The following is a 13,486-nucleotide window of genomic DNA, read 5'->3' on the forward strand; positions in this document are numbered from 1 at the left end:
AACTTTTGGTGAAGAGCCAAGCAGGAAAAGGGGAAGAAATAGATGGAACCGTTATTTTCATTGCAAAACTTGACGTATCGCTATGATGGGGGAGCCACGATTTTTCAGCAATTCTCATTTTCCATTTTTCCAGGGGAGACCGTGCTTCTCACCGGCCCCAATGGAGTGGGGAAAACGACTCTTTTGCATATTATTTCGGGATTGCTCGATAAAGGAGAGCTGCATTATCAAGCCTTTTATAAAGGCAATCCGATTCAGCTTCCCGACATGCGCGCTCATTTGTCTTATGTGACATCCGAGACTGTCATGTTTTCAAAATTGACGGGTTATGAAAATATCGAATGTTTCCGGCTTTTATGGAAGCTGGATCAACAGTACGTCCGCAAAGCGAACGAATTATGCAGTCTGCTTGGAATGGAGGAGATGCTCCCGCTCCCGGTGGATCAGTATTCATTAGGAACAAAACAAAAACTGCATATTGCGATTGCTTTAGCCCGCCCGGTCGAATTGTATTTGATGGATGAACCGTTCAATTCCCTTGATAGGCTAAGTCGCGATCGGTTGGCGGAGTGGATTCAAGGCGACCGTCAACATGCTTATCTCATTGCTTCTCACGTTCATCAAGAGCGCTTCCCTGGCTCCCGCATAATCTCGCTTACACGTCCAAACAATGAAGATAAAATAGAAAAATGACGGCGGGATCTTCAGGAAAAATTCAGTTTTCATACGTGTGATCAAGGATTTTTCCGTTGCACTTTCCACTCTCCTATGTTCTAATTAGGAATAGTGAACATCAAGAAGACGGGGGGCTGGAAGTGAACGGGGAAGAGATCATCCGCTTCGAGCGAGTGACGAAGGAATACGACGGAACGGTCGTATTGGATGACGTCAGTTTTGCGATGGAGCGCGGGAAGTTTTATACGCTGCTTGGCCCGTCAGGGTGCGGGAAGACGACGATTTTGCGGCTGATTGCCGGGTTTATCGAACCGACGGAAGGAACGATTTATTTCCACGGGAAGCCGATTCAAAACGTCCCGCCGAACAAACGGCAAGTCAACACTGTCTTTCAAGACTATGCGTTGTTTCCTCACCTCGATGTGTTTGAAAACGTGGCATTTGGCTTGCGCGTGAAAAAGATGAAAGAAGCGGACATCCGCCAAAAAGTGAGCGAAGCGCTCCGGTTTGTCAACTTGGAAGGCTATGAGCGCCGCCGCATTCAAGAGATGTCCGGCGGCCAACGCCAGCGCGTCGCCATTGCCCGGGCGATTGTCAATGAACCTGAGGTGTTGCTCTTGGATGAACCGCTGTCAGCCTTGGATTTGAAATTGCGCACGGAAATGCAGTATGAACTTCGCGAACTGCAGCGCCGCTTAGGGATTACGTTCATTTTTGTCACGCATGATCAAGAAGAAGCATTGGCGATGTCCGATTACATTTTTGTTCTGAATAAAGGAAAAATTCAGCAGTTTGGGACGCCGAAAGACATTTACGACGAGCCCATCAACCGATTCGTCGCCGATTTCATCGGGGAATCGAACATTTTGTCGGGGCGCATGATCGACGATTTCCTCGTCGAATTCGCGGGCAAGCGGTTTGTTTGCGTTGACCGCGGCTTTGCCCCGAACGAACCGGTTGATGTCGTCATCCGCCCGGAAGATTTGGAGCTCACAGCGCCGGAAGACGGGCAGATCGTCATCCGCGTCGATTCGCTCTTATTCCGCGGCGTTCATTATGAAATTTGCGGCTACGATAAAAACGGCAACGAATGGCTTGTCCATTCGACGAAAAAGGCCGAAGTCGGGGAAATGGTCGGCCTTCGTTTTGAGCCCGAAGCGATTCACGTCATGCGGACCGAAAAGGAGGATGAGGGCGCATGACGGAACGGGCGTGGCGGAACTGGTATTTAGTCCCTTATGGCATTTGGTTGGTGCTGTTTGTCGTGGCCCCGATTGTCTTTTTGGTGTATGAATCGTTTTTGGATCTTGACGGCCATTGGACGTTGTCCAACTACAAAGCGGTGTTGACGCCCATTTATTTGAAAATGATGGCGTATTCGTTTTGGTACGCGTTTTTGATTACTCTTGTGTCGGTATTGATTGGCTATCCGACCGCCTATTGGCTGACGAAGACGCGGCACAAGCAGCTATGGCTGTTGTTGCTTATTTTGCCGATGTGGGTGAATTTGCTGCTGAAGGTGTATGCGTTTTTAGGGCTGCTCGGCACGTACGGGCTGGCCAACGCCCTGTTGCAGACGCTTGGCATTGGAGCGCGGCAGCTGTTGTTTACCGATTTCAGTTTTGTGTTTGTGTCGGTGTACATTTTTATTCCGTTTATGGTGCTGCCGATTTTCAACGCGCTGGAGGAGCTGCCGCCATCGCTTGTCGATGCCGCCCGCGATTTAGGCGCTTCAGCGTGGACGACGTTCCGCCGCGTCGTTTTCCCGCTCACGCTTAGTGGGGTGAAGGCCGGCTGCCAAGCGGTGTTCATCCCGTCGTTGTCGTTGTTTATGATTACGCGCCTTGTCGCTGGCAACCGCGTCATTACGCTCGGCACCGCCATTGAACAGCATTTTCTTGTCACCCAAAACTGGGGAATGGGGGCGACGATCGCTGTTGTGTTAATGATCGCGATGGCGGTCATCGTCGGCCTGACAGGAAGTGGAAGAAAAGAGGGAAGCCGATGAAACGGACGCATTGGTGGGGACGTGTGTACCTGTTAGCCGTGTTTGCCGTGATGTATACGCCGATTGTGTATTTGATGTATTATTCGTTCAACAGCGGCGGGACGATGCACGATTTTCAATCGTTCACGTTGAAGTGGTACCGCGACGTGCTGTCCGACGACCGCTTGCTCATCATCGTTTTGAATACAATCGTCATCGCGCTGCTGTCGGCGGCGGTCGCGACCATACTTGGGGTCATCGGGGCGCTCGCCATTTACTATGTCAAGCGGCAGCGAACGAAAAACGCTCTTCTCGCTCTCAACAACGTGCTGATCGTCAGCCCAGACGTCATCATCGGCGCTTCGTTTTTGCTGCTGTTTACGATAGCCGGCATCAAGCTCGGCTTTACATCCGTGCTGTTGTCCCATATCGCTTTTAGCGTGCCGATTGTCGTGTTGATGGTGCTGCCGAAACTCGAGGAAATGAGCCCGACGCTGATTGATGCGGCTAGAGATTTAGGAGCAGGGCCTTGGCAAGTGCTGTCAAGCGTCGTGCTGCCGTTTTTGGCGCCAAGCATATGGGCGGGCTTTTTCATGGCGCTTACGTATTCGCTCGATGACTTCGCCGTGACGTTTTTTGTCACGGGAAATGGATTCTCGACGCTGTCGGTGGAAATTTATTCGCGGGCGCGCCAAGGCATTTCGCTGTCCATTAACGCCCTGTCGACGCTGTTATTTTTATTTACGATGCTGCTTGTCATCGGTTATTATGTGCTCAGCCAAAAAGGCGGCCGAATGTACGGGATAGGGGGGCGAAAGTAGGTGAAACGGCTTGTCCAAGGGTTTGCGGCCGTGTTTATCGCGGCGTTCGTCCTCATGTTCATCACCCACCGGTTGAACGAAGCGGAAGGGTACGGCGGAGGCAAAACGGTGACCGTTTACAACTGGGGCGATTACATCGACCCTGCGCTCATTCGAGAGTTTGAAAAAGAGACAGGGTGGAAAGTGATTTACCAAACGTTCGATTCCAACGAGGCGATGATGGCGAAAATCGCCCAAGGCGGGGCGACGTTTGATGTCGCCGTTCCGTCCGATTACGCCATCAGCAAAATGATCGAGGAAAAGCTGCTTCTGCCGCTTGATCACCGAAAGCTTCCCAATTTGCAATATATCGAACCGCGGTTTCTCAACTTGCCGTTTGACCCGCACAACCGGTATTCAGTGCCGTATTTTTGGGGAACGGTCGGCATCGTCTACAACCGCGAGATGCTTGGCGGCAAAAGAATGACGAGCTGGAACGACTTATGGGATCCAAGCTTGCGCAATCAAATTTTGCTTGTCGACGGGGCGCGGGAAGTGATGGGGATGGCGTTGAACAGCCTCGGCTATTCGCTGAATGACACGAACAAAGCCCATTTGCAAGAAGCGAAGCGGAAGCTCGACCGGCTTATGCCGAACGTGAAGGCGATTGTCGGCGATGAAATCAAGCTGCTTCTCGCCGACGAGGAAGCGGCCATCGGCGTCGTCTGGTCAGGCGACGCGGCCGAAATCATTGCCGAAAACGACAAGCTCGACTATGTCGTGCCGAAAGAAGGCTCCAACTTATGGTTTGACAACATGGTCATTCCGAAAACAGCGAAAAACATCGAAGGAGCGCACGCGTTCATCAACTTTATGCTCGACCCGAAACACGCGGCGCAAAACGCCGAGTATGTCGGCTATTCGACGCCGAATAAAAAGGCGCTTCGCTATTTGCCAAAAGACATCGCGGGCGATCGGCGCTTTTACCCCGATTTGGATTCAGCAGGGCATCTCGAAGTGTACGAAAACTTAGGAAAACACATGCTCGCCTACTACAACGAGCTGTTTTTGGAGTTTAAGATGCAGCAAAAGTAACCATATAGATGCAACGAAATCGTTTCACATATCCTTGACGAAAAAGTGGCTTATCCATTTTTGACTGTCGAAGGCACAAGCCACAGGCTTGCCTCCGTCACGCCTTAGCGTGACGGAAGACCGAACAACGACTCGCTTCACAGACCCATTCATGGGTCTTTAAGCGGCGTTGTTCGGTCACTCGACAATCGGATGCAATGACCGGTAAAGTTAAAGCTTTACATTGCATCTATACAATCAGAGCAGGCGCCGCCCTCTGTAATAGGGAGATGGGCGCCTGCTTGTCGTTTGCGTAAAGGGTTGCGCCGCTTCCCTAGCACGCGGGAACGAAGAAGCCCATGGGCGGCTTCACATACAAGAAGGGATCGGACGCAGGGAAGAAGAATAGAAAGACATGATATGATGAAAAAGAGGAGGTGGGAACGTTGCCCAATCATTTGCCTATGGAAGAAAATGTGATGGATATGCTCATCGGCGGCTTTTCGGTTGTGATGTTGATCGCGGTTGTGACAATCGTTTTTCTTTGGCGAAGGAATCGAGAAGGGCGAGTGTTTCTGTGGATATTGGCCCATTTCTTGTTGCTGTCTCTGGCTGTTTCATTTGCGCTGAAGGCGATTTCCTTTGATCTTACCCATGCGCAGGCATCCGAAGAAATCTCCCTCCTTCTTGGCAAGGCGGGGATGGCGTGGGGAGCGGGGATGGTTTGTTTGTTGGTCGGTATTGTGAAACTTTCAAGGCGCTGACCGTGATCCCGATAAGCGATAGGATTGGGAAGGAACAACAAGCAACAAAAAGAAGCCATCCACCTTTATCGGCTGACGGTTCCGAGGGGTGGATGGCGTTTGCAAGATGATTCGAGTAAGGAGTTGCCTATGTTGTTTTTCGATTTCTTGGTATGGTCAGTGTTTTCCAGTTGTTTGCGTTCAGCTGTTTCGCGATATAGACGATTTGCCCGATATGATACGAATAATGGTACATTTGCCGCTCAATGGCTTCGATGACGGAATGGGGTTCGCCGCGGATCGTGACCGTCCGCAACAAATCCGTTTCTTGCAGTTCGTTCAGCGTCTGAAAGAAAGCAGACCACCCCTTTTCCCAGCAATCCATGACTTCTTTGCGCGTATGGAAGTCGTTAATAAACTCATCATCGCGGTTTCGGTCCGGTTTTTCCCCATCCGATGACAAAAAGTCTGTCCAGCGCGACACCATATTTCCGCTCATATGTTTGACAATGATGGCGATGCTGTTTGTCTCCTCATGAAAGCAATGGAACAGCTGTTCCTCCGAACATTGGTCCATAGCCTGTTCGGCGGTCTTTTTCATGTCGAGAAAGCGCGCGCGCACCACTCGCAAATATTCTTGGCCGATGTTCATTCACACACCTCCGTCAAAGAAATGCCATCTCTTTTATTCGCCGTCGATGCGGTGATTTCTTTCTATATAAGTTGAAACTTTGTTTTACATCCAGTAGAGCGCCCGCTGCATTCTATCAAAATGACTTGTTATGAAGGAAAACAGAATCGAACAATCGGAAAATCTTTATTGCAACTTATATATGTGACGGCAAAAAAAAAAAGCAACGCCTTGGGCGGACATGACTATGGGTCATGTTTTCGAAGCAGGCGAGTGAATAATCTGATCATAGCGGCACGCTTCTTTGCCCGTGTTGATCAACTGATGTTCGCAGCCGGCGTCGGAATAAAGAGAGCTCTCTTCGCGCAAGATGTCCGTGTTATGAAAACTCCTTTGCTTTCCCTGAGTGCCGAGGATTCATTCGGCATGGTCGCGAAAACATCCTCTCGATTTTCGCCGAAAGGGTGCAAAAGGTGAGGGATAACGTCCACTCTTTTAGACGTAGCTTCCGATTTTTCCATTTTTTCTCGCCCAATGCCATTGTTGCTTCAAGACCAATGAGCCCATGGCCAGCCAGAATAGCGAGATACCGAGAGCAGGAAAGAATACGGGCCATCCTTCATTCACTCCTTGCACGGCCCAAGAAAGAGGAGAAAAGCAGTTGAGAATATGAAACGCTGTCGGCAATACATTCGAAGATAGAAAAAATCCTGAGAAGATCAATAAATAATAAAGCAGCACCTCGGTAACGGCTCCCACTTGCTTTAAGCGAAGGGACAGCCCTAAAATGAACACGCCGATTCCCGTCATCCCGATGAGGCTGACGCCGCCAAAGATGACGATCTCCGTTATCATGGATGCGATTCCCGAGAGAATTTCGGAAAATCCGATCATCAAAGCCGCACAAATGAAAAAGAGCGTCACCCACATGGACGATAACGCGATTTCAGCGATCACTACGCCGATCAAAATTTTCCATGGAGCAGTCTTGGTGGAAAGCACTTGCTCGGCGGTGCCGAGATACGTTTCTTCGATCACCGTGTTGCCGAGCTTCGAGATCAAATGAGCACTTAAGTACCAAAGGCTGAAACCGAACAGTTTGACCGTCGCTTCTTTTCCGGTCTGTATCGGGCTTGCGTACAGCGTACCGAGAAAAAAGACAAATTTAATGATAAGTCCAACGGTAAAATCGAACCAATACCGACGATACTCTGCCCTTTTTTTCAAAAAGGAAGCCCATACGACATTCAAAATTTGCGGGGACAACCGACTCACCTCCTTAGGCGGATAGGTTGGAACGAACAGCGGCCAAAAAATGAGTTTCAAGGTCGGCTGGAGTTGAAAAATGTTCTTTTGTGCCACTCCAAACGATTTTTCCGTCTTGGATAAAGACAAACTTATTTCCAACGGCGTGGGCAAAAGGAATGTCATGGGTGGTGATGAGAACGGCTTTCCACCATTGGTTTTCTTCCGTTAACATGGTGCGGATATGATGCTGCGACTCCACATCAAGGCCAAGAGTCGGCTCATCAAGGAACAAAAACGGCGCTCCTTTCATTAAGGCGATCGCAAATGCCAGTTTTTGTTTCATCCCACGTGAAAGGGTTTGGGTAAGACGCTCAGCGTATGGGGTTAGATTCAACACGGCCATCATTCGTTCGGCTCTTCGTTTTGCTTCAGCACGACTCCATTTGTTCAGCAAGCCGAAGTATAAGAGATTTTCCAAAACAGTTAAATAGGAATAGGAGTTGTCAGCTTCTTCAAATACGACCGCAATCGACTCGCGTGCTTCATCTGGATGGCGGACAACATCCACTCCATTGACATAGATGCTGCCGCTGTCTGGTGCGGTAAGCCCGATGATGCACCTTATTAAAGTAGTTTTTCCGGCTCCATTCGGCCCTAACAGAATAAGCCGATCCCCTTCAACCAGTTCGAGAGAGACATCATGTAATACTTGGCGGTTTGGCGGATAGATTTTGTTTACGTCTTGCACGGTGATCATTTTTTTCTACCCTTCTTTCCTGTATTTAATTGCATTATACAAAAAAAGAAAAAAAGTAAATATTTAAAATTAACGTGACATTAGAAACCGATCAAAAATACACGCCAAGACAGGGACTCCGGGAGCTTGTGTAAAAAGAGGGTCGTTTTCCTTGAAGTCGTCGTCAACACCACGCTTTTTTGAGCAGTTGGACTCCAAGCTCAATATCCTCGAGCGACAAGCCGCTAAAACCGATCTTGATCATGGGTTGGTCCGGCTGTTGGTTCACAAAATAGCGCGAAGTGGGATACACTTTTACCCCACACGATAGGGCGCGCTGAAGCAACTGTTCTTCTGTACAATCCGACTGAACTTTGATTAACACGTATAAACCGGACTGTTCGCCAATAATGGAGATCATATCTCCAAATGCTTTTCGCAGCAGTGATGTTAAGTGCTCCATTTTTCGTCTATACACGAGGCGCATGCGTTTAATATGGCGGCCCCATTCCCCCTCCTCCATAAATTTGGCCATCGCCAATTGGCTGAGGATGGACGCAGTGCTTTCGAAAAGGCGAAACCGCTGCTGATAACGGTCCAAAAGCGACGGCGGCAACACCATGTAACTTAAGCGAATCCCAGGCAGAAACGATTTTGAGAAATTGCCAGATAAATGACTCTTGACGAATCAATGGAGGAAAGAGCAGGAAACGGCTTTTGCGTGTAACGGAATTCGCTGTCGTAATCGTCCTCGATAATATAGCCATCGACGTTGTTCACCCATTGAATGAGCCTGTGCCGCTGCTGGATCGGCATGCTGACTCCCATGGGGCTTTGATGCGAAGGGGTGACATAGATGAGCCGCGATCGCCTGTTCTCGAGCGGCGAAAGATCGATGCCGGTTTCGGAAACAGGCACCGTTTCCAGCTGAAAGCGGTGAAACAAAAACGCTTCTCTGGCGCCGTCATAGCCAGGGTCTTCGACGATCACGCTGTTGAACTCATCTTTTAGAATATGGCCAAGGGAGAGAAGTATTTGCTGTGTGCTGCTTCCAATGATGATGGCGTTTGGCTCTGTGATCACCCCGCGGGATTCGAGAAGATAGATGGAGATTTGTTTGCGCAAGCATAATTCCCCAAACGGATCCCCATAGCGAAAACATCCTTTGGCCGCCAATACTTGATTGGAAATTCTTCTCCATGCTTTAACGGGGAAATGATCGGCATCGACGGTATCGGCGCGAAAATCGACAACAACGGACGTTGCTGCTTCCCTTGCCGATTGGCGTGCAGAAATGCGGGCTTTTGGAATGAAAAGAGGTTCCACTTCATTGGCAAAATACCCTTTTCGTTTTTCCGCGCGAATATATCCTTCCGCTACTAGCTGTTCGTAAGCCATTAAAGTTGTGTTCCGGCTGACATTTAATGATTCGGCGAGTTGGCGAATGGAAGGAAGCGGCTCATTAGCTCGAATGTCGCCTTGTTCAATCAATGATTTCAATTTTTCGTAGATTTGCTTGTATTTAGGCGAGCCGTCCTTCAAGTCAAAAATGATCGTCTTCATGTTCATCCTCCTGACATGTTTATTTTTTTGTTATTGTCACTTTTTTTTATGTCAGTTTTGATTATATTATACATTGTGAACAATGGAATGCTGTAATTGAAAAGATGGGGGGAGAGGACTGATGTATATTCCGAAGCATTTTGTCATCAACGATATGTCTGTCGTCTATGAGGTGATCGAGGAGAACAGTTTTGCCACCTTGGTGTCGATGCATCAAGGGGAGCTGTTTGCCACCCATTTGCCGCTGTTGCTCGATCGAGAGAAAACGTGTTTGTACGGCCATTTTGCCCGTTCGAATCCGCAATGGAACGACATTCAACATCAGACGGTCTTGGCGATTTTCCACGGTCCGCATTGTTATATTTCTCCTTCTTGGTATGAAACGAACCAGGCGGTGCCAACATGGAATTATGTGGCCGTCCATGTGTATGGGAACGTGGAGTTGATCGACGATGAAGAAGAAATCATGCAGTCGCTGCACGATATGGTAGAAAAATACGAAGCACCGGGCAGCCGTTACCAGCTGTCAGAGGTCGATTCTAGGATGCTGTCCGGCATGAACAAAGGAATTCAAGCTTTCAAAATCATCATCAAACGAATCGAAGGAAAAGCCAAGTTGAGCCAAAACCATCCTGCACACCGACAAGAACGGATCATCAAGCAGCTCGAGCAAATGCCATTTGAAAACGAAAAGCAAATCGCTTTCCTGATGAAAAAGCAACAGCAGTGAAATAGAAAATGAAGGAGTGAGATGTGATGGATCTTGCGGCGATCGGTGTGTTTATAGTGGCAGCCACGGCGCTGCTCATCGTCCCCGGACCGGCAGTATTGTACATCATGGCTAGGAGCATGAGCCAAGGAACGAAAGCAGGGGTTGTACCGGTGCTCGGCGTAGCTTTTGGGGGCGCTGTCCATGTTATCCTTGGAGCCGTGGGCGTTTCCGCGATTTTGATGACATCGGCGGCTGCCTTTACGATGATCAAATATTTAGGAGCCGTTTATCTTATCTATTTGGGAGGCAAAACGTTATTTTTTGCTTCCACCAAGGATGAGGAAATCCCGAACACGAAGGCCAAGGAGAAAACATTGGCGCAAGTGTTTTACGAATCTCTATTTGTCGAAGTGACCAATCCAAAAACAGCGCTCTTTTTTCTTGCCTTTTTTCCCCAATTTATTTCGCCTTCTGCTGGATCGGTGGCTGGTCAATTTTTGCTTTTGGGGGAGATATTTGTTGTTCTCGCCTTGCTGAATGACAGCTTGTATGCCATGTTGGCCGCGGGCATCCGAAAACGGCTGGCTGCCAAGAAAGGAAGTGTGAAGGTGATGAACCGGGTGGCGGGCTGTTGTTATATCTTGTTAGGACTATTCTCCGCATTGGCGAACCCTTCGAAACCGTAAGGAAATGGAGGAGTGAATGATGACACGTTTTGTTGTTGAAGACGATGTTTGGGCCATATTTCCCCATGCCAAAATCGGTGTGGTCGTTGCCCAAGGGATTGACAACAGCATCAAGAATGCCAGTGTTTACGAACAAATGCTGCGGGAGGCGGAGAAAGAGGCACGGAAATTCCTAGAGTTTGAAGAGTTGAGCCGCAACCCCGTCATCAGTGTTTGGCGAGAGGCATTTCGACGATTCAGAACAAAAAAAGGGGCGCGTTGTTCGGTTGAAGCGCTGTTGAAAAGAGTGAAAAACGGCCATCACATTCCAACGATCAACCCGCTTGTGGATATCTATAACTGTATTTCATTGCGCTACGGGCTTCCATGTGGTGGAGAGGATATCGACACATTTGTCGGCGACATCCGGCTGGCGCTGGCGGATGGCAATGAACATTCATCCGTTGGGAGGAGAGGAAAACGACCCACCGTATGAAGGGGAAATCGTGTATAAAGATGACATGGGAGTCATATGCCGCTGCTGGAATTGGCGGGAAGCCCAACGGACGATGCTCACCGAACAGACGAAGCGCGCCTTTCTTTGCATGGAATCAATAGATGACACAAGGCATGAAGCGCTTCATCAAGCGTTAGAGGAACTGGCCTGTTTAATACAACGCCATCTTGGCGGTACAGTGAAGAAGCACCTATTGGATGCCCGTCATTCGGAAATACCGATAATAGATTAAGGATCGCTTCAGCCGCTTTGCTCTGGTTGCTTCTGCATCGGCCGCCCCGGCGGGGAAGGGGAGGCGATGCGCCTTGTGAGGCCGATTGTCGGAGCGGCGCTGGTGATCACTGTTGCCGATGTTCTGGTCGGAAGAATGGTTGGCGTCTGATGATGGTTGTCTGTTTAACATTTATCGCTTTTGCCGGTCATTGCACCCGGCTGTCGGGTGACCGAACAACGCTGTTTCCAGGTTGTTGTTCGGTCTTCCGTCAAAGATATGTGAAACGATTTCGTTGCATCTATATATGCAGCCACTCTTTCACAAAATCAGGAAGTGATTCGCGCCAACAGTCGCGCCACCATAATCGAAGTTTTTTAGTGCTCCATCCGATTTCGGTTGTGCGGAGCGAATGAATGCGCCAATACATCGGCCCGCGGAGAAATACACTTTTCCAAGCAGCCGCTTCCAATTGCTTGGATGATAAAACGGCTGGATGCGAATCACTTTCTGTGAAGACAACGGTTTTGGAAGAATGTTCATTGATGCCAGCGATCCAGGATTGAGATACACTCGCTCCCCTGGAAACGACAGTTTCTACGTTTTTCCTATGTTGACGGTATAGTCGGCATGAGGGGAGAACAAGTGAAACAGATGGAATAGCTGCAAAATATCCGGGGCTGTATGCATTTGGATGTCAACGCACTGATCCAATGGATATCGCTTCACCTCAACGGAAGAGATGAGATAGAGCGCATGGTCGTGTTGGTCATAAAACAGGCGGAGCGAACGAAAAAGCGCCATCCGTTTGAAAAGTCCCGCCGTCATCGATAAAAAGCCGTATAAGAGAAACAGCTCCACAACGGGAGATGGAGAGCCAATCCAAAAATACGGAATGGCGATGCCGATGAATAAGGCCGAGAAGCCGATATCAAGCAACGCTCGCGTTTTTTCGCGCGGAACAAGAATTTTCTTTTGCTCCTTTCGCTTGCAGTTCGGCCATGATGTCATATGTTGGCACGCGGTTTCGTTTTGGCAGCGGGATGACTTCACAACTGAGCCAAAACGCGCCGAACATCGCAACAGACTGCAGCAATCCGCCTTGAACAAAACCGCACCATGCCCAAACCGCTCCAATCAATGCAGCGAATAGCCGGACGTATAAGGCTGCGTTCCATCTTTCCAATTTTTTGGACGCCCATTGAAGGGAAAAGCCGAGAAGAAACGAAACAACCATCCCCCAATCAGACACACTTGCTTCCTCCCCTATAAACATCACTCTTCTATATGATGAAAAAACAGGCAGCGCGCTTCTGCCTGTTTCAGCGGTAGTTCACAAACTGCACGTCAATCGGCAAATCGGCTTCGCGAATGGCGGCGATCACCTTTTGCAAGTCGTCTTTGCTTTTTCCGCTGATGCGGATTTGGTCGTCTTGCACTTGGCTTTTCACTTTCAAGCCGGTGTTTTTGATGATCGTGTTGATCTTTTTCGCATTCTCTTTGTCGATCCCTTGGACGAGCTTGGCGCGCTGGCGCACCGTGCCGCCTGCGGCCGGCTCGATTTTGCCGTATTGGATGTTTTTCGTCGCCACTCCGCGCTTAATGAGCTTGCCGATGAGCACATCTTTCAGCTGCTCAAGCTTAAACTCGTCGTCGGAGATGAGAACGAGTTCGTCTTTCTCGAGCGAAATGTCGCTTTTGCTTCCTTTGAAGTCATAGCGCGTCTTGATTTCTTTCATGGCGATGTTGATGGCGTTCGCCACTTCCGCCAAATCGACTTTCGATACGATATCGAACGAACTTTCTTTGGACATAAGCAACCTCCCGGGCGTGTGATGTACTTTCATTATAGAAAATGATGGGTGGGAAGGCAACTATAAGCAAGGGAGAAGGCAGACTCCCCTTTAAGCAGAAGTTCGAAGCA

General features: G+C 49.1%; 13 protein-coding genes and 2 pseudogenes. 9 read left to right on the forward strand and 6 right to left on the reverse strand.

Annotated features, from left to right (window positions below; translation table 11 throughout):
* Positions 1–42 precede the first annotated feature (42 nt).
* The 6 genes from I656_RS09170 to I656_RS09145 all read left to right on the forward strand — a co-directional run bounded on the left by I656_RS09170 (position 43) and on the right by I656_RS09145 (position 5,300).
* Entirely contained in the window at positions 43–693 is a 651-nt protein-coding gene (locus tag I656_RS09170; protein WP_020754796.1) for an ABC transporter ATP-binding protein, read from the forward strand.
* Positions 694–815: 122 nt separating this feature from the next.
* Complete coding sequence (locus I656_RS09165; RefSeq protein WP_033005402.1) at positions 816–1,877, forward strand: ABC transporter ATP-binding protein; 1,062 nt, start codon at positions 816–818, stop codon at positions 1,875–1,877.
* Positions 1,874–2,683 carry an ABC transporter permease gene (locus tag I656_RS09160; protein WP_020754798.1) on the forward strand — a complete coding sequence of 270 codons (810 nt, stop codon included), beginning with the start codon at positions 1,874–1,876 and terminating at the stop codon, positions 2,681–2,683. Before I656_RS09165 ends, I656_RS09160 begins: the two co-directional genes overlap by 4 nt.
* Positions 2,680–3,483, forward strand: a complete 804-nt coding sequence (locus I656_RS09155) for an ABC transporter permease (protein WP_020754799.1) — start codon at positions 2,680–2,682, stop codon at positions 3,481–3,483. Before I656_RS09160 ends, I656_RS09155 begins: the two co-directional genes overlap by 4 nt.
* On the forward strand, positions 3,484–4,557 hold the full coding sequence (locus tag I656_RS09150) for an ABC transporter substrate-binding protein (protein WP_015374081.1): 1,074 nt from the start codon (positions 3,484–3,486) through the stop codon (positions 4,555–4,557). It abuts the gene before it with no gap.
* Positions 4,558–4,982: 425 nt separating this feature from the next.
* A complete protein-coding gene (locus I656_RS09145) occupies positions 4,983–5,300 on the forward strand; it encodes a hypothetical protein (protein ID WP_015374082.1) in 318 nt (105 codons plus the stop codon).
* A gap of 127 nt (positions 5,301–5,427) precedes the next feature.
* On the opposite strand, the gene I656_RS09140 is transcribed toward I656_RS09145, so the two are convergent.
* The 4 genes and pseudogenes from I656_RS09140 to I656_RS0115370 form a co-directional block, all read right to left on the reverse strand.
* Positions 5,428–5,931 carry a DUF1572 domain-containing protein gene (locus I656_RS09140; protein ID WP_015374083.1) on the reverse strand — a complete coding sequence of 168 codons (504 nt, stop codon included), beginning with the start codon at positions 5,929–5,931 and terminating at the stop codon, positions 5,428–5,430.
* A gap of 474 nt (positions 5,932–6,405) precedes the next feature.
* Entirely contained in the window at positions 6,406–7,185 is a 780-nt protein-coding gene (locus I656_RS09135; protein WP_223810874.1) for an ABC transporter permease, read from the reverse strand.
* A gap of 4 nt (positions 7,186–7,189) precedes the next feature.
* Positions 7,190–7,915, reverse strand: a complete 726-nt coding sequence (locus I656_RS09130) for an ABC transporter ATP-binding protein (protein ID WP_015374085.1) — start codon at positions 7,913–7,915, stop codon at positions 7,190–7,192.
* 163 nt (positions 7,916–8,078) lie between these two features.
* Positions 8,079–9,457 (reverse strand): annotated as a pseudogene (locus I656_RS0115370) (PLP-dependent aminotransferase family protein).
* Positions 9,458–9,578: 121 nt separating this feature from the next.
* On the opposite strand from I656_RS0115370, the gene I656_RS09125 reads away from it, so the two are divergent.
* The 3 genes and pseudogenes from I656_RS09125 to I656_RS0115375 all read left to right on the forward strand — a co-directional run bounded on the left by I656_RS09125 (position 9,579) and on the right by I656_RS0115375 (position 11,583).
* Positions 9,579–10,187: an FMN-binding negative transcriptional regulator gene (locus I656_RS09125; protein ID WP_015374087.1), complete on the forward strand. Its 609-nt coding sequence runs from the start codon at positions 9,579–9,581 to the stop codon at positions 10,185–10,187.
* A 26-nt stretch (positions 10,188–10,213) separates the two neighbouring features.
* Positions 10,214–10,855, forward strand: a complete 642-nt coding sequence (locus I656_RS09120; protein ID WP_033005411.1) for a LysE family translocator — start codon at positions 10,214–10,216, stop codon at positions 10,853–10,855.
* A gap of 19 nt (positions 10,856–10,874) precedes the next feature.
* Positions 10,875–11,583 (forward strand): annotated as a pseudogene (locus tag I656_RS0115375) (B3/4 domain-containing protein).
* Positions 11,584–12,159: 576 nt separating this feature from the next.
* Here the strand turns inward: I656_RS0115375 and I656_RS09115 are convergent.
* Both I656_RS09115 and I656_RS09105 read right to left on the reverse strand, forming a co-directional pair.
* Positions 12,160–12,573, reverse strand: coding sequence for a hypothetical protein (locus I656_RS09115; protein WP_020754811.1), 414 nt, complete (start codon positions 12,571–12,573; stop codon positions 12,160–12,162).
* Positions 12,574–12,884: 311 nt separating this feature from the next.
* Positions 12,885–13,376 (reverse strand): YajQ family cyclic di-GMP-binding protein, encoded by a 492-nt coding sequence (locus tag I656_RS09105; protein WP_033005418.1) that lies wholly within the window; start codon positions 13,374–13,376, stop codon positions 12,885–12,887.
* Between the last annotated feature and the right edge of the window lie 110 nt (positions 13,377–13,486).

Origin of the sequence: Geobacillus sp. WSUCF1 (genome assembly GCF_000422025.1) — a bacterium.
Lineage (GTDB): Bacteria > Bacillota > Bacilli > Bacillales > Anoxybacillaceae > Geobacillus > Geobacillus zalihae.